This is a genomic window from Alkalicoccus luteus (genome assembly GCF_012034335.1).
Classification (GTDB): Bacteria; Bacillota; Bacilli; order Bacillales; family Salisediminibacteriaceae; genus Alkalicoccus; species Alkalicoccus luteus_A.
On record NZ_JAATHJ010000004.1, the window covers coordinates 139,783 to 157,606 of the forward strand.

At 50.2% G+C, this 17,824-nt stretch carries 20 protein-coding genes; 7 read left to right on the forward strand and 13 right to left on the reverse strand.

The annotated features are described in order from the left end of the window. Nucleotides 1–59 precede the first annotated feature (59 nt). On the forward strand, nucleotides 60–1,106 hold the full coding sequence (locus tag HCN83_RS04440; RefSeq protein WP_168005111.1) for a LacI family DNA-binding transcriptional regulator: 1,047 nt from the start codon (nucleotides 60–62) through the stop codon (nucleotides 1,104–1,106). A gap of 601 nt (nucleotides 1,107–1,707) precedes the next feature. Here the strand turns inward: HCN83_RS04440 and HCN83_RS04445 are convergent. The 9 genes from HCN83_RS04445 to HCN83_RS04485 form a co-directional block, all read right to left on the reverse strand. Further along, entirely contained in the window at nucleotides 1,708–1,851 is a 144-nt protein-coding gene (locus tag HCN83_RS04445; RefSeq protein ID WP_168005112.1) for a hypothetical protein, read from the reverse strand. A gap of 22 nt (nucleotides 1,852–1,873) precedes the next feature. Continuing rightward, on the reverse strand, nucleotides 1,874–2,392 hold the full coding sequence (locus tag HCN83_RS04450; RefSeq protein WP_168005113.1) for a hypothetical protein: 519 nt from the start codon (nucleotides 2,390–2,392) through the stop codon (nucleotides 1,874–1,876). Between the two features lie 14 nt (nucleotides 2,393–2,406). Beyond that, nucleotides 2,407–2,940, reverse strand: coding sequence for a hypothetical protein (locus tag HCN83_RS04455; protein WP_168005114.1), 534 nt, complete (start codon nucleotides 2,938–2,940; stop codon nucleotides 2,407–2,409). Nucleotides 2,941–2,954: 14 nt separating this feature from the next. After that, a complete protein-coding gene (locus HCN83_RS04460) occupies nucleotides 2,955–3,485 on the reverse strand; it encodes a hypothetical protein (protein ID WP_168005115.1) in 531 nt (176 codons plus the stop codon). Further along, on the reverse strand, nucleotides 3,485–3,691 hold the full coding sequence (locus HCN83_RS04465) for a hypothetical protein (protein WP_168005116.1): 207 nt from the start codon (nucleotides 3,689–3,691) through the stop codon (nucleotides 3,485–3,487). Before HCN83_RS04465 ends, HCN83_RS04460 begins: the two co-directional genes overlap by 1 nt. Nucleotides 3,692–3,933: 242 nt before the next feature. Beyond that, nucleotides 3,934–4,425: a hypothetical protein gene (locus HCN83_RS04470; protein WP_168005117.1), complete on the reverse strand. Its 492-nt coding sequence runs from the start codon at nucleotides 4,423–4,425 to the stop codon at nucleotides 3,934–3,936. A 15-nt stretch (nucleotides 4,426–4,440) separates the two neighbouring features. Further along, nucleotides 4,441–5,031 (reverse strand): hypothetical protein, encoded by a 591-nt coding sequence (locus tag HCN83_RS04475; RefSeq protein WP_168005118.1) that lies wholly within the window; start codon nucleotides 5,029–5,031, stop codon nucleotides 4,441–4,443. A gap of 112 nt (nucleotides 5,032–5,143) precedes the next feature. Further along, nucleotides 5,144–5,689 carry a hypothetical protein gene (locus tag HCN83_RS04480; RefSeq protein ID WP_168005119.1) on the reverse strand — a complete coding sequence of 182 codons (546 nt, stop codon included), beginning with the start codon at nucleotides 5,687–5,689 and terminating at the stop codon, nucleotides 5,144–5,146. A gap of 60 nt (nucleotides 5,690–5,749) precedes the next feature. Then, the gene (locus HCN83_RS04485) at nucleotides 5,750–6,262 is read right to left on the reverse strand and encodes a hypothetical protein (protein ID WP_168005120.1); all 513 of its coding nucleotides are present in this window, start codon (nucleotides 6,260–6,262) and stop codon (nucleotides 5,750–5,752) included. Between the two features lie 263 nt (nucleotides 6,263–6,525). On the opposite strand from HCN83_RS04485, the gene HCN83_RS04490 reads away from it, so the two are divergent. The 3 genes from HCN83_RS04490 (at nucleotide 6,526) to HCN83_RS04500 (ending at nucleotide 10,115) form a co-directional block, all read left to right on the forward strand. Next, nucleotides 6,526–8,151 (forward strand): glutathione ABC transporter substrate-binding protein, encoded by a 1,626-nt coding sequence (locus tag HCN83_RS04490; RefSeq protein ID WP_168005121.1) that lies wholly within the window; start codon nucleotides 6,526–6,528, stop codon nucleotides 8,149–8,151. Nucleotides 8,152–9,149: 998 nt separating this feature from the next. Then, nucleotides 9,150–9,701: a hypothetical protein gene (locus HCN83_RS04495; RefSeq protein ID WP_168005122.1), complete on the forward strand. Its 552-nt coding sequence runs from the start codon at nucleotides 9,150–9,152 to the stop codon at nucleotides 9,699–9,701. Nucleotides 9,702–9,950: 249 nt separating this feature from the next. Continuing rightward, the gene (locus HCN83_RS04500; RefSeq protein WP_168005123.1) at nucleotides 9,951–10,115 is read left to right on the forward strand and encodes a hypothetical protein; all 165 of its coding nucleotides are present in this window, start codon (nucleotides 9,951–9,953) and stop codon (nucleotides 10,113–10,115) included. A 36-nt stretch (nucleotides 10,116–10,151) separates the two neighbouring features. Here HCN83_RS04500 and HCN83_RS04505 read toward each other — a convergent pair whose 3' ends face one another. Then, on the reverse strand, nucleotides 10,152–10,679 hold the full coding sequence (locus tag HCN83_RS04505) for a GNAT family N-acetyltransferase (protein WP_168005124.1): 528 nt from the start codon (nucleotides 10,677–10,679) through the stop codon (nucleotides 10,152–10,154). Nucleotides 10,680–10,818: 139 nt separating this feature from the next. Here HCN83_RS04505 and HCN83_RS04510 point away from each other — a divergent pair, with 139 nt between their 5' ends. The 3 genes from HCN83_RS04510 (at nucleotide 10,819) to HCN83_RS04520 (ending at nucleotide 13,283) form a co-directional block, all read left to right on the forward strand. Beyond that, entirely contained in the window at nucleotides 10,819–12,435 is a 1,617-nt protein-coding gene (locus HCN83_RS04510) for a glutathione ABC transporter substrate-binding protein (protein ID WP_168005125.1), read from the forward strand. Between the two features lie 65 nt (nucleotides 12,436–12,500). After that, complete coding sequence (locus HCN83_RS04515; RefSeq protein WP_168005126.1) at nucleotides 12,501–12,881, forward strand: rhodanese-like domain-containing protein; 381 nt, start codon at nucleotides 12,501–12,503, stop codon at nucleotides 12,879–12,881. A gap of 186 nt (nucleotides 12,882–13,067) precedes the next feature. Next, nucleotides 13,068–13,283 carry a hypothetical protein gene (locus tag HCN83_RS04520; protein WP_168005127.1) on the forward strand — a complete coding sequence of 72 codons (216 nt, stop codon included), beginning with the start codon at nucleotides 13,068–13,070 and terminating at the stop codon, nucleotides 13,281–13,283. Between the two features lie 677 nt (nucleotides 13,284–13,960). Here the strand turns inward: HCN83_RS04520 and araA are convergent. The 3 genes from araA to HCN83_RS04535 are packed head-to-tail and all read right to left on the reverse strand — an operon-like array spanning nucleotide 13,961 to nucleotide 17,815. Continuing rightward, the gene (araA, locus tag HCN83_RS04525) at nucleotides 13,961–15,418 is read right to left on the reverse strand and encodes an L-arabinose isomerase (RefSeq protein ID WP_281351683.1); all 1,458 of its coding nucleotides are present in this window, start codon (nucleotides 15,416–15,418) and stop codon (nucleotides 13,961–13,963) included. Then, nucleotides 15,408–17,105, reverse strand: coding sequence for a ribulokinase (locus HCN83_RS04530; RefSeq protein ID WP_168005129.1), 1,698 nt, complete (start codon nucleotides 17,103–17,105; stop codon nucleotides 15,408–15,410). The genes araA and HCN83_RS04530 overlap by 11 nt, the downstream gene beginning before the upstream one ends. Continuing rightward, nucleotides 17,102–17,815, reverse strand: coding sequence for an L-ribulose-5-phosphate 4-epimerase (locus tag HCN83_RS04535; RefSeq protein ID WP_168005130.1), 714 nt, complete (start codon nucleotides 17,813–17,815; stop codon nucleotides 17,102–17,104). Before HCN83_RS04535 ends, HCN83_RS04530 begins: the two co-directional genes overlap by 4 nt. Nucleotides 17,816–17,824: the final 9 nt, after the last annotated feature.

Here is a 17,824-nt window from a genome sequence, read left to right on the forward strand (position 1 = left end):
TTTACAATAGAACGAAACGAGACCTGTTTTTTACAGACAGAGAAAAGGGGTTGAAGACCATGACTGTAACGATAAAAGACGTCGCCAAAGCTGCCAGCGTTGCCCCTTCCACCGTATCTCGGGTTATTTCGGACAGTCCCCGCATCAGCGACAGGACGAAAGATAAAGTGCGTGAAGCCATGAAGCAGCTAGGCTACCACCCGAACTTTAACGCCCGCAGCCTGGCTAATCAGACGACGAAAACGATCGGTGTCATCATGCCGAACTCCGCAAACAAAACGTTTCAAAATCCGTTCTTCCCGGAGGTTATCCGCGGCATCAGTACGAAGGCGCACCAGCTCGAGTACGGTCTCTATCTCTCTACGGGACAGTCGGATGAGGAGATATTCGAAGAAGTGCAGCACATGGTGCAAGGAAAGCGCGTCGACGGCATCATCCTGCTCTATTCGAAGGTGAACGATAAGGTGATGAAGTATTTGCACGAGCAAAACTTTCCATTCACGCTGATCGGCCGTCCGTATGACGAGACAGTTCGCGGTGTTTCCTACGTAAACAACGACAACTTCAAAGCGGCGAAAACGGTGACGGAGTACTTGCTGCTGCTCGGTCACAAGCGGATCGCCTTTGTCGGCGGAAATCTCGACTACGTCGTGACGATCGACCATATGGAAGGCTACCGCCGTGCGTTAAATAACGCAGGTATAGAGGTGTGCGACGACTACATCGTCTTTCACGAGGAGCTGCAGGAAGGCGGTCAGGAAGCGGTCATCGATCTGATGAGCCTGAGCGAACGTCCGACGGCGCTGATCGTCGCCGACGACATTATGACGTTCGGCGTCATGCGCATGCTGAGCGAAATGGAAGTGAACGTGCCGGACGATATTTCCATCATCAGCTTCAATAACGTCATGATCTCGGAGCTCTCGGCACCGCCGATGACGACGGTGGACATTAACATTTACAGCCTCGGCTATGAAGCGGCGAACCTGCTCATCGATAAAATTCTTCACCCGAACATCGAAGCGCGAAAAATTCTTATCCCCCATAAAATGATCAAGCGTCAGACGTGCCGCCGACTCGTCGAAAGCGCTAAAAAAACCGTGTAGAGCGATGCTCTGCACGGTTTTTTTGTTTTTGGAAGGGAGGATTATAGCGGGCATACCGTTGTACGAAAAAGTGGTCACCCGGAGTTGCCGGCGAAAGTTTTCAAACTGCGCGGCTAACTTATCATTTGGGAGCGGAAACTTTTTATTCTCGATGCTCAACTTATCATATCGAGGTGCAATCTTATTACAGGTATCAAAAGTCGTTCGCAATAGCGAAAAACGTTTCATTCAGCCTCTGAAAGTTATCATTCGCCTACCTAAAGTTATCATTTGCATAGCGGTAAGCTGTACAACAAAAAACAGCTTCCGGATCGCAGCTGCAAAGCCGAGCAGGATGATACTGATGTTGTACGAAATAAAAAAGGCTGCCGAAGAAAAAGGCGACCGGCAGCCAGAGCTTGAACGCTTCCTGAGTCGTCTATGCAGGCATCGTGACAGCGATGATGAGAAATACAGAAAGACGTGTTAGCTCCAGCGTCCTAATAGGTAAACCGTGAAAAGGATCATCAAGGTAATCGGCAATGGAGGGAGTGCGAGCCCGAAGCTGCCAACATCGATAAGCAGGGGGAGAACCTCCCTGCGAATGAAAGTATGGGCAGAATTAAAAAAAGCTTAGCGAGTACACAAACAAAACTACTGGGATGAAAACGAGCATCGCCCCGCCGAACATAGTCGTTACCATCATAATCAGCATGCGGATCACATCGTACACGGCACCTGCCAAATCCTCTAAAAATGAGAGCATAGGAGAACCTCCTTTTTCATGATCACAGCCAGGTCATCAGCGCCAGTGCAGCAGCGGCGAGCCAGGCGATGGCTGCAAGCGCCGTGGTCTTCGCAAGGCGCTTCGTTAGGTCAGCACGAATTTCTTCTTCCGTGCGGCCTGTGTACCGATAGGCCTCGGCAAATATAGATGCATTTACGATCAGCGCGCCCATTGCCCCGGCAACGATGACGGTCTGAACGCTGTACGGCCCGTCCGGCAGTCCGCCTGGCCACGTGATGACGATCAGTGCTGCGACACCGGCATAAAGGAGGCCGGCTCTGCGGCGGTTCAGCCGGTATGCAGGACCGGCAAGCTCTTCCCGTTCTTCATGCAGCCGGCGAAACGGAAGATCAGTCATGTGCACGATCGCAGCACCGCCAGCGAGAGCTGTTACAAAGAATCCGGCGAGCGCTGTATGGAGTGTGCCAACGAGTGCGACAAGCACAGCTGCTGCAAGCAGCAGTAGCAGCGCAGCGTTTAACGCCGCCGCATAGGTCAACTGAAGTCGGTTTTCTGTCATTCCTTTGACCTCCATTAGTATAGCTGGATGAGGTATGCACCCATCAAAACAGCCCCGGTAATGCCGACACTTCCCAGTATGTAAAAGACTATCATCAGCCCGGGCACTTCACCACCGGCGCCTTCATCGTATTGTTTCACTTGCAGGAATGTCGCTAAATTCAAAATAGGGGCAATCAGTAAAAATCCGCCTGCGACCCACCAGCTGAAGCTCGTTTGCTCGAGCTGCGTAAATGCTTGAAATAGTAAAAGGAGCGGAAGTACAACACTGAAAATTTTTTGGCTGTAGCGGTTCCTCGCTGATCGGACCGGGCTTGCTTCCTGTTCGTGACGGTCGAGCTCTTCTAAAAAAGGAATCGGCACGGCGCTTTTTCCACGGAAAAGCCGGAAAGCCTGGAAAATAAACAAGGCGGCTGCCGCAAACAGAAGGATCGAGATCCCGGGCAGTCCAGCTGCAGAGAGGGCGATATACGTCACGATAATGGCGACTAAGAGGGCGTTCATGAACAGGAGCTGTTTTTTTCGTAGCGTTTTAATACGGTCAGACATGTCGTTTCTCCTTTTTATCCGGCATATACCAAGCCGGCAAGAATAGCGGAACTAATCGTTGCACCGGCTGCATAGGGAAGCATCGTCTTAAAAGACAGTTCGGCGCCGCTCCCTTCATCATAACGCTTCATGCGAAGATGTAAAAGCACGTACGTCAGCGGAGCAGCAAGAACTAAAAAACCGATAAACTGCGAGCTGGTCTCCGTTTCGGACGTGAACTGCTGCACGCCATTCGAGAGCAGAAGCACTGCGGAGAGTGGATAACCGAGCTTCAGCGCCAGCGTGTCCCGCTGCCAGCGGCGGGGCCAGGCTTCTCGTTCATGCTGCTCAAGTTCAACTAAAAAAGAGAGCGGAAACAGTCGAATCGCCGCCATAGCGGACAGAAACTGCAGCATGAGAACACCTGCAGAGGTGAAGAAGAGCAGGACGGAGGCAGGCAGTCCGACCAAGGTGAAAACAGCGTAGAGACTAACGGTTAACAGAAAGAGAAACGTCGTCAGCTGAATTTGCTTTAAGCGGAGCGACTGCAGCCGTTCCTGGGACATTATCCTGCTGCCTCAGCCTTACGATCGAAGCGGCGCATGCGCACATAAAGTGCGAGGTTTCCAGCAACAGCACCTGAAATAATTGGAACGAACGGCTGAACAGTATTCGTATAGAAGATAATGGCCATACAAAGCAAGGCCAGGATCGGAAAAAAGTATTTGGATCTGCTACGTTCTTTTTGAACACGATCTGCATCGACTGCCATTTCATGCGCTTCGAGTTTTTTTCGTGCGGGAGGATGGCTAAACTTTGTCCACGCCATAAGCGAATGGTGTAACCAATTAAAATGATGGCACCAGCTGCAAAAAGAATCGTCAAAGCGGTCTCCTGTAAGAGAGCGATAAAAAGAAACGCTGTGGCAAATATAGAATTATAAAAAGCAAATTGTTTTGTTCGAAGCGAGCGAATGGACATAATCAGCCTCCAGTAGTGAGTACGAATTTATTGTTAGATGACGGTGAAAAGGACAGTGCCCCAAATGAAAACAGCTCCAGGTGTGCTCCAGAATAACGCGCGTTTAAACTGCTTTGGCTCTGCTTCCTCAAAGCGATCCCATTCAAGCTGGTGACCGAGCACTGATCCCGCAAGCAGGATGATCGCAAAGATGGAAAAGAATCCTGGATGTACCAAAAAGAAGACGTGGTAGGCGGAAAAGCCAATCAGTAAAAATAGCGTCCCCAGGCCAATCAGGCCGAGACCTTGCATGAGAGACGTCAGCATCCAGTACACGCCGCCGCGTTCGTGTTTTCGTTGCTCGAGCGGATCCAGATGCGGAAAGCGGATCATGATCAAGGAAAGGACACCGGCAGCAATGATCAGCAGGGAAAAGGTGAGCCCGGCCGTCGCCGGATCTGTCCAGAGGATGGCCGCGAGCTGAATGACTGCACCAGCAGTCCAGGGAAGAGACCGTACGATGAACGATTGTGTTTTCGGCGTCATGCATAAGTCTCCCTTCTACAGTCCGGGCACTCCGGCGTTAATAAAAAAGTAATGAATCGCAAACAACGACATGACCTTCCATTTCGTAAACTTCGGCTTCAGCATCTGATATTCCCAACCGGCGGTTGCCAGATCAATCGGTTTTTTCTCAAAGTGGTAGTAGACGACGAAGGTGAGCAGAACGAGAAGCGTGAAGCCGGTAAATTCAGCCATGGTTAACGAGTAATACGTCCCCGGCTCGGTCAGCCAGCCGCCTGTCAGCAGCAAAACAACACCGAAGGCGCTCAGCCAGGCGTAGCGCTTTTGGCGGGGATCTCTCTGTTTTACTGCTTTTGGCCAATCCGGGCCGAGCTTTTGTTTTTCGTACGCCTCAAGCCTTCTGGAAGCGGCGAGCCATGGTTCACGGGGGCCGCGCTGTATGCGGTAGATGGTGTACGATGTCAGCGCAGCGGCAGATGCAAACAGAAGCAGCTGCAGCGGAATGACGTACGCAAGCAGAGCACTGCCAGCACTGTACGCTACGATCATCCCGGCGTACGCCAGCTTCTCCAGGCGGCGCAGCCGGTAAAGCTCATATTTTGACAAGGAATCAGGGTGGGCAGACATACTATGTCCTCCTTCGCGAGATTTCGAATCAGATTCACGTTCGTTCATTACGTCTCAAGTTGCTCAACAAATAGATTCAGTGCATCTGTAGAGAAAGCGGAGTGATCTAATCCTAAAAGATCACGATATCGAATTGTTCAACAACTCCAAAGACTGCCAGGACGAAAAAGAAGTATACGATTAGGTTTGCAACATCTGCAGACTGCTGATGATCCTTAAATTCTTCAATCGATTCAGCTTTGTCGACAGCGGCGTAGTGAAAGGCGTTCGTGAGCACCATCAATGCTGTCACCATCAGTACAGTCACGAGGCCGCTGGCAAAGCCGAAGCGAATCGGTTCATCTGCTGGCAGCTGCGTGATGCCGGCCCACGTAATCGCCAAGGAAACGGCTATATAGAGCCTGGTAGACAGGCGGCGATTTTTCTGGACGCTTTTATACGCCGGCCATTCTGTTCCTAGTTTTGCCCATTCGTACTGCTGCGCCCGACGGAAAAGAGACAGCCGGGAACTCGGAACCTCTTTTCGGGACAAACGAAAAGTCGTTAGGACAATCCCGATGAGCAGGATCGAGGCCGCAGCGTAACGAATGGTCAGCTCGGCCTGTTCAATGACAACTAACGTAACGGAGAGCAGGAGCGCCGTGCTGCAGGCGATCACGCTTAGCTGCTTTGATGCGAAGTTTGCGAATGGAAGACACGTCTGACACCTCCGGAACCATTAGAGCGCTGATACAATGAATGAAAGAATCGTAAATAGAGCAAAGAGATTCAGGCCTGCAGCGAATCGAATCAGGACCCGGCGCTGCTGAAAATGAGCCGGACTATTGGCCCCGTCTACTGCTGCGATATGCGTAAGCTTATGCAGGTTCATCGTCAGGAAAAGCACGCCTGCTGCTGTGATCAACACGCCCGTTGAAACCGAAACAGCATTATCGGATGCAAAAGCTGCGGCTGCCGCAGCAGTCAGTACCGCGAAAGCAAGCGCACTGCGTCTTCGCTCCTGGGTGATGTGGACGGCTTCTTTTTCGTGCTCGTTAATCTTTTTGGTTAACGGAAAAGGAATTCCATCGCGCATCAGCAGGAGGGCACCCGCAGCGGCGGCGAGCGTAAACAGAAGCTGCAGCGACAGCCCTAGTCGTTCAATAAGGAGAACCGCTCCGGTAAGTGCTGGTAGCAGCACCAGATTAAAAACGAGCATCTGCTTCGTTCGCAGTTTAACGAGTGCTGACATGAACATCCCTCACTAACGGTTCTGTAATGATATCGTAACATAAGATAATCGGTATTTTTTTCCTCTTATAGGAAGTCAGAACGGAAGTCACACGACAGATGAACCAGTTGTACATGTGTATGTAAGACGAAAGAAGCTGATCTCATTTCCATTTCAGGATATCATAGCTAATATTGACATTATTCAGACAGTTTCATATACTAGAAAAATGTTACATAGTTTGGTAGAAAAAATAAAATAATCTTTCAGGGGAGGAAGACAGCATGAAGAAGTACGCAGGGCTATTAGTCGGGACGTTGATTCTTGCCGGCTGTGCCGGGGAACCGGAAAACACGAATGATCCGGCAGAAAACACCGACGCTGAAAACAATGTGGAAGCGTCAGAAGGAAACGAAGAAGGCGATGGCGAGCGGGTTGAGGAAGATTACCTGCAAATCGGGGTTCAGACTGACCCGGTAGCGCTTGATCCGCACGGAGCAAACGAGAACGTCGCAAACGCGATTAACTCATCGGTGTACGACAGACTCGTTTACGTAGACGAAGACCTGGAAATTGTACCGGGACTCGCGGAAGAGTTTGAGCAGCTGGATGAAACGACGTGGGAGTTTAAAATCCGTGAAGGCATCACGTTCCATGACGGGGAAGAGCTGGACGCCGAGGTCGTGCAAATGAACTTTGAGCGGATTCTAGATGAAGATATCGGATCCCCGGTCGCCTTCATTTTTGACATGATTGAAGAGGTCGAAGTCATCGATGATTATACGGTACAGATGACGACGGACGTTCCGTTTGCACCGCTTCCGTCCCACCTGGCGCATCCGGGCGGCGGAATTGTGAGCCCGGCTTTAATCGAGGCTTCCTATGAAGAAATGGAGGAAGGCGGCTCGCCGTTTAACGCGGCGAATACGCAGGCAGCAGGCACCGGATACTTTCAGCTGGAAGACTATAACTCCGGGGAATACGTCACCTTCAGCCGAAATGAAGACTACTGGAACGGCGAGGCAAATGTCGAAGGTGTCACGTTCCGAATTATTCCGGAGCCTCTGACGCGTATTGGCGAACTGGAAACTGGCGGTATTGATATTTCCGTACCAGTCGTTCCTTCTGACATCGGCCGGGTGGAGCAGGCTGATGGCGTCAACCTGAACGAGCAGCCGAGCTCTATGCTCGCCTATCTCGGCTTTAACACAGACGTTGAGCCGTTTGATGATCCGGAAGTACGACGAGCCATTCACATGGCACTAAACAAGGACGATATCATTGAAGGCGTGCTGAACGGCACCGGTATTAAAGCAGACGGACCGATTGCACCGGAAGTGTTCGGAGCGTCGGAAAACCTGGACGCGCTGGAATACGACCCAGAAGAAGCGGAGCAGATGCTGCGGGATGCCGGCGTGGAGGAAGGCTTTGAAGTAAGTCTTCTCACAAGTGAATCCCAGGATTCTATCGATGCCGCAGAATTGATTCAGGCGCAGCTGAGCGTACTTGGTATCGACGTTTCGATCGAATCGTATGAAATCGGAACATATCTCGAAATGGCTGGCGACGGGGATACCGAAATGTTCTACGGCACGTGGGGCACGGTGACAATGGATGCAGACTACGGCCTCTATGGACCGTTCCATTCCAGTAACGCCGGACCACCGGGTAACCGTTCTTTCATTGAAAATGACGAGCTCGACTCTCTGCTCGAAGCTGGTCGTGAAGCACAGACAGAGGAAGAGCGTCTGGAAATTTATGAAGAAGCGCAGAACCTGCTCATTGAAGAATCTCCTTACGCATTTCTTTACTACCCTAGCTCGATCTCGGCTGTGACAGACGATGTCGAAGGATTCTGGCAGTATCCATCCGGTTATTACTACCTGAAGGATGTTGAGCTGAACCGCTAAAAACGAACCGCTCCTCCATGTGGGGAGCGGTTTCTTAATGAAGGGCTACCTTGAAAATAGCTCGTTCAAACAATGTACATCAAGCTGTTCCACTCTCGGCGAAGGCTTACCCAAGGGCTTGTTCTCGACTAATGTTGGCGAAAGAGCCTGTCGCCAACATGGATTCTCGCACTGCGCTGATCCTTTGGGTGTCCTCGCCTTCGTTCCACAGCGTTCGTGATGTTCCTCTTTCATGGTGCAGATTGTCATTGCATGAGTGTCTCAGTTAAAATTCAGTGTTGAAATTCGATAAATAGGAACTTTTGTTCTATAATAGAGGTACTGACTTTTATGAGGAAAGGACCATGGATAAGAATTAATAGTGAAGGCCTTAAAAAACCTTTTGGAAGAAGCAAAGTTGCGAATACGGAATCACAATATGAGCATCTTATCGTTGAACTCTTCCATGGAGCCTTATCTAGAGGAGATTCGAGAGCGAAAACACCATAGAGGGTAGACATACCCAAACTGTCATTCCACAAGCATTGTAAGGTTCGGGGCATATGTATCTAAAGTTGATGATAAAACTCACAAAAAAACAGTGATATTAAGTGTAAAGGCTGACGTAAAACCTTTACCGATTTAACTAACAGCCCTCTATATCGAACGTTTCGACTATCGGCATGGGTAAAATTCATTGAATGTATGATTGAGGGCCATTCTCTAAGAAAATCTGCTTCTATGACTCCAAATGTACATTATGTGACTCTATTTTACTGGCTGCACAAAGTTTTGCGTACACTCCAGCAAGTAGCACATCCTTACTTAGAAAGCATCGTAGAAATGGACAAACTTACTTTCTTTACTCTCAAAATAATCCTGTACAGTAAAAGAGTTTTTAGTGAATGGAAGTGCTCTTACTTGCCATGAAACTAATATGACATTAAGACTTTCGGCGTTTCATCACATCTAACTAGTGGAATAATTTAGTAACTAGCGCTATAAAAGGTGGTTGTAACATGAGGTATTTCTATTTGGGGATTATGAGTATGGTTGTTTTAAGTGCTTGTGGAACAAATACTGTGGATGTTGATTCAGCAGATATTGAATTAAATGAAAATAACGATACTACAGAAAATAGTTCTGAAGTTAGTTATCAAGAACCGCCTGCTAATATTGTGCAAGAGAATAAATATGAGATTGCGATATTTGTAGATGAAGAAGAAGGTTTTGAGGGAATTAATGCTAAGTTCACTTATCTAGGTGACAAAGAAGAACTCACTGTTTATCATCCAACCGATACGATTTTTTTATTCAAGCTTATTGATGATGAAAATGTTTTTACTAATATAACCACAGGTGAAGATAATATTGGAAACACTACATTAGTGCCAAAAGAACCTAAGAAAACAACGTTAATTCCAAATCAATTCCCCGATAATATTGAGGAAGGAACTTACGACATTGTAGCTACTGCTCATTTTACCTTAGAAGAAAACTATGAAGATGGAGAAAGTGTTTATACTAATGAAATGAATGTCTCCACCACCATCCATATTGTAAACGATTAAATTTACGTTTTATTTATCAGCCTTAGCTATTCATCGATTGAACAGCTAAGGTTTTTATTAAATGAATTTTTATATTATATCAACACTAAACATTAACATAGCCTAATGAAAAGTGAAGAGGGCCCTGTGATCAGTAAAAGAAGCGCTGCGTGCCTTCTCCGATATGCTCTTTTTGGCGGAGAAGGGCTGCTGTACATGAACTGGAAACCCTGCTAAGCTGAGGGAAACGGAGATAAAGGAGCAATGCCGATGGGAGATCTATTCGGAAACCTGCAGAGCCTGCTGATTCCCGTTCTTCTGATCGCGATGTTTCTCGTTTATGCGAGCACCGCGTCGAAACGGAACGATCACATGCGTGACGTGGAACGACGGGCAAAGGAAGCTGAAGAAAAAGAAAAGCATCGTCACGAATAAACCAGAGCCCCAGCATAAGTGGGAGCTCTGGTTTTTTTACAGTTGAAACGCAGCGGAATACCGTATGATGCCTGGCTGAAGCGCCCCTCGTTCAAGCTCCAGCGCCATGAATGCTTCATCCGGCACGTCAAAAGGGACACGGACACCGAATCCCGAAGCCGGCTGAAAGCCGAACCGCGGATAATAATCAGGATGTCCAAGCACGATTACAGAAGGGTGCCCGGCAGAAGCAGCGCGCTGAAGCACCTCACGAATCAATGCCGTGCCGATGCCGCGGCCCTGCAGCGTCGGTAAAACGGAAACGGGCGCTAGCGCCAGTGACGGGATCCGCGTTTGATCCGGTTGCTCAATTTCGATTCGAGAAAGCATGATGTGACCGGCAAGGGTTCCGTTTAGAAAAGCCGAAAGGGCAAGCTCCGGTATATAAGCCTCGGACTGGCGAATGCGTTTCACCAGTTCATGCTCAGTCTGATCACTCATTTCTTCCTTTTGAAAGGCCTTTACAATCACGTTTTCGATTGTTTCCATATCTTCATCAGCTTCTTGTCTGAACTGTATATCCATCCGCACGTCCTCCTTTTTTATGTAGCATATCATAGATGAATTCAACTCAGTTGACACGCCAGGTAAGCTTTTCTATACTAGTAAAAGTCCATAAAGCCGATATAGTTTGTCGGTTTAGAGTGAGAAGGGGGAAATGAACATGAAAAAGTATGCAGCACTGATGATTGGCGCCGGTCTGCTGGCCGCTTGCGCCGGTGAGCCGGAGGAAGGGTTAAACAACGGGAATAACGGTGAAGAGCCGGCGAATAATAATGAGGCACCTGAAGCAGAGGGGGAGCGGATAGAAGAGGACTACCTGCAGGTCGGCGTGGCATCTGACCCGGTAGCACTGGATCCGCACGGTGCGAACGAGAACGTGTCCAATTCGATTAACGCGACGATTTACGATCGCCTTGTCTTTATGAATGATGACCTGGAGCTGGAACCGTGGCTCGCGGAAAGCTATGAACAGGTTGAAGATACGGTGTGGGAATTTGAGATCCGTGAAGGCGTGACGTTTCATGACGGCGAAGAGCTGGACGCTGAAATCGTAAAAATAAATTTTGACCGGATCTTAGATGAGGATATCGCATCACCGGTCTCGTTTATTTTCAGCATGATTGAAGAAGTGGAAGTAGTCGATGAGTATACGGTACGCATGCATACGGATGCGCCGTTCGCGGCGCTCCCGTCTCATTTGGCGCATCCTGGCGGCGGCATTGTCAGCCCCAACATGATCGAAGCTTCCTACGAAGAACTGGAGGCAGGCGGCAACCCATTTGACGTGGCTGATGAGGAAGCCGCAGGCACTGGCTATTTCCAGCTGGAAGACTACGTGTCCGGTGATTATGTGACGCTTGCAAGAAACGACGACTATTGGGAAGAGCCTGCGAATGTCGAAGGCGTTTCCTTCCAGGTAGTACCGGAAAGCCTGACGCGGATCGGCGAGCTGGAAACGGGCGGTCTTGACGTCATTTATCCAGTGAATCCGCAGGATATGGAACGACTTGAAGAAGCAGAAGGCGTTGGCACCTATGAGCAAAACAGTGTTCGCATGGCTTATCTCGGCTTCAATACAGAAGCGGAGCCATTTGACGATGCGGACGTCCGCCGTGCGATTTATATGGCACTGAATAAAGAAGACATTGTAGAAGGTGTGCTTGACGGGGCCGGCATCACCGCAGAAGGTCCGCTTGCACCGGACGTGTTCGGGTACTCTGACAGTATTGAAGCTCCGGCTTACGACCCGGAACAAGCGCAGCAGCTGCTTGAAGAAGCGGGCTACGGCGATGGTCTGGAAGTTACGCTCGTCACGAACGATGACCGCGAAAACGAAGATGCCGCTGCTTTGATTCAGGCACAGCTTTCGCAGATCGGCGTGGATGTATCGATTGAATCATACGAGCAGGGGACTTACCTGGAACTTGCCGGACAGGGAGACACAGAACTGTTTCTCGGCAGCTGGGGAACGGTGACGCTTGACGCAGATTACGGCATGTACGCGCTCTATCACTCGAGCAATGCCGGGACTTCCGGAAACCGTGCCTTTTATGAGGACGATGAGATCGATGCGCTGTTAACAGAAGCGCGTCAGGAAAGCGACGAGGATGCCCGCTTTGCACTTTATGAAGAAGCACAGGAGATTCTTGCAGATGAACTTCCTTACGGCTATTTATACTACCCGGATCTTGTAACGGGACTTTCCGACGATGTAGAAGGGTATTTCCAGTATCCGGCAAGCTTCTACTACTTGCGTGATGTGGAATTAAACCGCTGATCGTTTACAGACGAGGGCAATCAGCGTTAAACTAAAAAGAGAATGAGCGAGAAGGAGTGAAGCCGATGAGCTACGAACAGGACGGCATCAAGCAGGTTGATAAAGAGGAACTGAAGCAGATCCTGGAGCAGAAAAGCCCGAATCAGATCGTCATCGATGTACGGGAGCCGGAAGAGTATACGAAGCGCCATATTCCCGGCGTACCGCTGCTCCCGATGATGTCCATTCCGGAGCTTGCAGACGGGATCGATAAAGAAAAAGAGTACGTGTTCGTCTGCCGCAGCGGCAACCGCTCACAGAAGGTTTCCTTGTTTCTAAAAGGACAGGGCTACGAGAACGTCGCGAACTATGAAGGCGGCATGCTGGAGTGGGACGGCGATGAAGCAGACGGTGACGAAGTACACTTGCAGTCCGTGGACGAACTGAAAAGCTGGAAAAACAGCTGAATCGGGTTTGATGAGCAGCCTTTCGCATGAGCGGGAGGCTGCTATTTTAAATCAATAAGAACATATGTCCTCCTCTATAAAAGTTAAATAGGGGTGTACAAATGTTTTACATTAAATCATGAATAATGGTATACTAAAAATACTTTTTGAGGGTAGCGAAATAAAAAACAGCAGGGGGGCGGTTTAGTGGATATTAGGAAGATCGAATCGATGTATCAGAGCGGTGAATACGATCTTAAAATGGATATTGACCAGTCCGCCACTGGATCACCTCTTTTTTACGTGCATTTAATCCCGCTTGAAGAAGGACGTGCAAAAGAACTGTATATCACAGAAAAAGAAGCCGTCTACAAGGCGGTTCAGCATATCGTCAGACGATCCAAACGGGGATTAACTGACTAATAAAGAAAACCAGAGAGGCAGTAGCCTTTCTGGTTTTTTGTTTGAATGCTTTTTAGTGACAGGCTGAAAGTTATCAAACGGCGGCGGAAAGTTTTCATATGGAGTCCGGAAGTTTTCATTCAGGCCTCCAAACATTTCATTTTCAGCGGATAACTTATTATGGTTATCAAACGGCGTGCGTTATAGAGAAAAACTTATTATTTGTCAGGGTGAAGTTTTCATTTCAAGTCGAACGTTATCATTTGAGGAGAGACATGACGGCTTGAGGTTATTGAAACGGTTTTAATAAAGGCAGGCGCAGCCTGCGGAGGTCGATGATGGGTTGTTGTTTTGAAAGTGTTCAACTTCTGCGGTAAAATGAAGCTAGTATAAAAAGCATTAACTTCGCCTGCCATCTATTCAACTTTTCCTTCAAAAGCTTCAAGAACGTCTGTCATATGTTTACGAGCTTCAACTTAAAACTGCTATAACGAATAAACGTTCAACTGTCGGGCGAAAACATTCAACTTCCACAAAAAACGTTCAACCTTGTCGAAAAGCGCCTTCAGTCGGATTGCTTCCGGGAGCCGGAAGCTTCCTTTCAGGTATTGATCGTGCGGTTTTAATGAGAGGTGTCCATCTTTCCGGTTTAAACCGAGCACCAAAAAACAGCCGGCAGGGGGAGCCGGCTGTTTTACCTAACGCTGTTTAAGCATCTGTCGAAACGTAAAGAGATCGGTAGTGGCATCAATGCTGATGAATTCGATGCCGAGTGCGTCGGCGAGATCAGCCGCCTGATGCCTCGTGGCGCTGAACGAGAGAACGGTATGATGCGCACCGCCTGCATAAATCCAGGCCTCAGCAGAAGTACGGAAGTCCGGTTTCGGCTCCCACAGTACTTTCGCTACCGGGAGCTTGGGCGTGCTCTCAGGAACGCGTACGGCCGTCACGTCGTTTGCAATCATACGGAAGCGGCCGCCCATATCGACGATGCTGACGTTAACCGCCTCGCCTTCAATGCCGTCAAAGATGAGTCTGGCCGGATCGTTTTTACCGCCGATTCCGAGCGGATGTACGGCGATTTCAGGCTGGTTCGCGGCGATCGTCGGGCATACTTCGAGCATATGTGATCCGAGCACCTGCGTCCCTTCCGGCGTAAAGTGATACGTATAGTCCTCCATAAAGCTTGTACGGTCGTTACCGGTCATCGTTTTCATCATACGCAGGAGAGCGGCTGTTTTCCAATCGCCTTCACCGGCAAAGCCGTAGCCTTTTTCCATCAGGCGCTGCACGGCAAGCCCGGGAAGCTGCGGTACGCCGTGCAAGTCTTCAAACGTTGTCGTAAAGGCGTGATAACCGTACTCCTGCAGCATATACTCGATGCCGAGCTCCAGTTTGGCCTGTTCTAAGACGGACTGGCGAAAAGCAGCGTCATCGGCCTTTGCGGAAGGGATTTCGTAGCGATGACGATAGTCGTCAAACCGCGCCTGCACATCCTGCTCTGAAAAACGGTCCGCGGCATCCGCAATATCACCGATGCCGTAGCCGTCTACGGTCCAGCCGAAGTCTTTCTGCGCCTGGACTTTGTCGCCTTCGGTTACGGCGACGCCGCGCATGTTATCGCCGATGCGCAGCACCTTCAGCTTACGGCTTTCCTGCACGGCCGTCATTGTCCGCATCCAGGACGCGATGTCCTCCTGAATCGCCTCGTGCTTCCAGTGACCGGCAATAACGCGGCGGTTCAGGCCGAGGCGCGTGCAGATAAAACCGAATTCCCGGTCGCCGTGTGCGGACTGGTTGAGATTCATAAAGTCCATATCAATCGACTGCCATGGTATCTGTTCATGGTGCTGGGTATGGAAATGAAGCATCGGCTTTCCGAGCTCCATCAGACCCTGAATCCAGCGCTTGGCTGGAGAGAATGTGTGCATCCATACAATCACGCCTGCACAGCTTTCGTGCTCGTTCGCCTCGCGAATCGCCCGCGTTATTTCCTGCTCAGTCGTGACGAGCGCGTGCGCCTTAACGGGGAAGGGGAGTGCTTCTGTCAGATGGCCGGCGACTTCGTTCGCCTGGCTGCTCACCTGATCGAGTGTTTCGGGGCCGTATAAGTGCTGGCTTCCTGTTATCATCCAAAATTCACTGTTAACGTTCAATGCTGCCACCGCCTGCTGGTTCTGTCGTTTGTGTTTTCGTTCGTCCGCGCAGCAGGTTCTTCATAAGGCCGCTGCTGCGTCCGAAATAATCGTGCAGTTCTTTATAAGCGCTGTACAAATCACGGTACGCATCGCGCTTCTCGAGTGACGGCTGGTACACGTCATCCTTCACACGTGCCATACGCGCTGCCGCATCGGTGATGGTTGCAAACCCGCCATTTTCTTCTCCGGCGGCGACTGCTGCAAACATAGCGGAGCCGAGTGCCGGCGTCTGTACGGAATCGGCAGTATAAATCGGCCGTTCTGTTACATCCGCGTATATTTGCATAAGCAGCGGATTTTTACGTGGAAGTCCGCCGCAGGCGTACAAGTCGTTTACCGGCACACCGGACTGATGCAACGTTTCCACAATCTGTTTCGTTCCGAAGGCGGTTGCTTCCAGTAACGCACGGTAAAGCTCTTCCGGCTTTGTTTGTAAGGTCATGCCCACAAACAAACCGGACAGCTGCGTATCGACGAGCGTGGAGCGGTTGCCGTTCCACCAGTCGAGCGCGACAACACCGCTTTCACCGGGATCAAGCTTCGCTGCTTTTTCCGTCAGAAGCTCATGAATCGACAGGCCTTTTTCTTCAGCTTCCTCGGTGAGGGAGGCTGGTACACACGTATCGACAAACCAGGCGAAAATATCTCCGACCGCCGACTGACCGGCTTCGTAGCCGTAATAGCCTGGTAAAATACCGTCTTCGACGACGCCGCAAATGCCTTCTGCATACGTTTCCTCTTTTCCGAGCAGCATGTGGCAAATTGACGTACCCATTGCCATCACCATACTGCCTTCCTTTACGACGCCGACAGCGGGCACCGACACGTGCGCATCGACGTTTGCGACGGCGACAGGCAAGCCTTCCGGAAGCCCGGTTTTTTCAGCTGCCGCAGCAGTGATCGACCCGGCTTTCGCACCTGGAGGAAGAATCGGCCCTTTCAATTTGTCTGAGACGAGGTTTTCAAGCTTCGGATGGACAGAGGCGAAAAAGGAAGCAGGCGGGAAACCGTCCTCTTTGTGCCAGGCAGCTTTGTAGCCCGCTGTACAGCTGTTTCGTGTGAACGTTCCGGTAAGCTGGGAAATGACCCAGTCGGCAGCTTCGACAAATTTATCCGCTTCGTCGTAGATGTGCGGTGCTTCATCCGCAATCTGATAAGATTTGGCGAGCATCCACTCCGACGAGAGCTTGCCGCCGAACCGGTGAATAAAATCTTCACCCATTGCTTCGGCGCGCTCATTGAGATGATCTGCGTGCGGCTGGGCGGCATGGTGCTTCCACAGCTTTACCCAGCTGTGCGGATCGTGTTTGTGTTTGTTGTGAAAACAAAGCGGCCGATCGTTTTCGTCTACCGGGAGCATGGTGCACGCGGTAAAATCAATGCCGATGCCGGCAATATCGGCAGGATCGGCATCAGCGGCTTTGATAACAGCAGGAACGGATGTGAAAAGCACGTCCAGATAATCCTGCGGATGCTGCAGCGCCCACTCGTGCCCAAGCTTCGTGCCGTCCGGAAGCGCGGTGTCCATCACGCCGTGGGCATAAGGCGTCACGTGCTCCGCAAGCTCCCGGCCATCCTCCAGGGAAACGAGGACGGCTCTTCCGGACTCAGTTCCAAAATCGACGCCAATTGCATACTGTTTCATCGGCTTTCCTCCTTTCCAGCCTGCCCGTAATAAGCATGACTGCCATGTTTTCGTGAAAAATGCTTGTCGAGCAGCGCAGACGAAATACCGGATGCACTCGGCTGAAGGGCTCTTGTTCGAGACCCCATTTTGGCTGTTTCTTCGAGCACGACGGCATGATAAACGGCATCAGCCGGACTCGCTCCCCACGTAAACGGGGCGTGACCGTGCACAAATACTGCCGGAACTTCCAGTGGGGAAAGCTGTTTTGTCTCAAATGTTTCCGCAATCACGTTTCCTGTTTCAAGCTCATAGTCGCCGCTGATTTCCGCTGTTGTCATCGGTCTCGTACATGGAACGGCTCCATTAAAGTAATCGGCGTGGGTCGTACCGAACACCGGCAGTTCCAAGCCTGCCTGTGACCAGCTTGTTGCCCACGGCGAGTGGGTATGTACAATGCCGGCAATGCCTGTGAAGCGGCGGTACAGCTCCAGATGGGTCGGGGTATCAGACGACGGACGAAGTTCACCTTCAATGGTATGGCCGTTGAGGTCTACTACGACCATTTTTTCCGCCGTCAGCTCGTCATAGCTCACTCCACTCGGTTTAATCACCATCAGCTTCGATTCCTCATCAAAACCGCTTGCATTTCCCCAAGTAAATGTCACAAGATCATAGCGGGGGAGGGCGAGGTTTGCTTCGAGCACTTCCTGTTTCAGCTGTTCAAGCATGACGCTTCC

Excerpts from the sequence above, each read along its gene's own strand:
- HCN83_RS04440 (WP_168005111.1), top strand. The coding sequence starts at position 60 with ATGACTGTAACGATAAAAGACGTCGCCAAAGCTGCCAGCGTTGCCCCT.
- HCN83_RS04445 (WP_168005112.1), bottom strand. The coding sequence starts at position 1,851 with ATGCTCTCATTTTTAGAGGATTTGGCAGGTGCCGTGTACGATGTGATC.
- HCN83_RS04450 (WP_168005113.1), bottom strand. The coding sequence starts at position 2,392 with ATGACAGAAAACCGACTTCAGTTGACCTATGCGGCGGCGTTAAACGCT.
- HCN83_RS04455 (WP_168005114.1), bottom strand. The coding sequence starts at position 2,940 with ATGTCTGACCGTATTAAAACGCTACGAAAAAAACAGCTCCTGTTCATG.
- HCN83_RS04460 (WP_168005115.1), bottom strand. The coding sequence starts at position 3,485 with ATGTCCCAGGAACGGCTGCAGTCGCTCCGCTTAAAGCAAATTCAGCTG.
- HCN83_RS04465 (WP_168005116.1), bottom strand. The coding sequence starts at position 3,691 with ATGGCAGTCGATGCAGATCGTGTTCAAAAAGAACGTAGCAGATCCAAA.
- HCN83_RS04470 (WP_168005117.1), bottom strand. The coding sequence starts at position 4,425 with ATGACGCCGAAAACACAATCGTTCATCGTACGGTCTCTTCCCTGGACT.
- HCN83_RS04475 (WP_168005118.1), bottom strand. The coding sequence starts at position 5,031 with ATGTCTGCCCACCCTGATTCCTTGTCAAAATATGAGCTTTACCGGCTG.
- HCN83_RS04485 (WP_168005120.1), bottom strand. The coding sequence starts at position 6,262 with ATGTCAGCACTCGTTAAACTGCGAACGAAGCAGATGCTCGTTTTTAAT.
- HCN83_RS04490 (WP_168005121.1), top strand. The coding sequence starts at position 6,526 with ATGAAGAAGTACGCAGGGCTATTAGTCGGGACGTTGATTCTTGCCGGC.
- HCN83_RS04495 (WP_168005122.1), top strand. The coding sequence starts at position 9,150 with ATGAGGTATTTCTATTTGGGGATTATGAGTATGGTTGTTTTAAGTGCT.
- HCN83_RS04500 (WP_168005123.1), top strand. The coding sequence starts at position 9,951 with ATGGGAGATCTATTCGGAAACCTGCAGAGCCTGCTGATTCCCGTTCTT.
- HCN83_RS04505 (WP_168005124.1), bottom strand. The coding sequence starts at position 10,679 with ATGGATATACAGTTCAGACAAGAAGCTGATGAAGATATGGAAACAATC.
- HCN83_RS04510 (WP_168005125.1), top strand. The coding sequence starts at position 10,819 with ATGAAAAAGTATGCAGCACTGATGATTGGCGCCGGTCTGCTGGCCGCT.
- HCN83_RS04515 (WP_168005126.1), top strand. The coding sequence starts at position 12,501 with ATGAGCTACGAACAGGACGGCATCAAGCAGGTTGATAAAGAGGAACTG.
- HCN83_RS04530 (WP_168005129.1), bottom strand. The coding sequence starts at position 17,105 with ATGAAACAGTATGCAATTGGCGTCGATTTTGGAACTGAGTCCGGAAGA.
- HCN83_RS04535 (WP_168005130.1), bottom strand. The coding sequence starts at position 17,815 with ATGCTTGAACAGCTGAAACAGGAAGTGCTCGAAGCAAACCTCGCCCTC.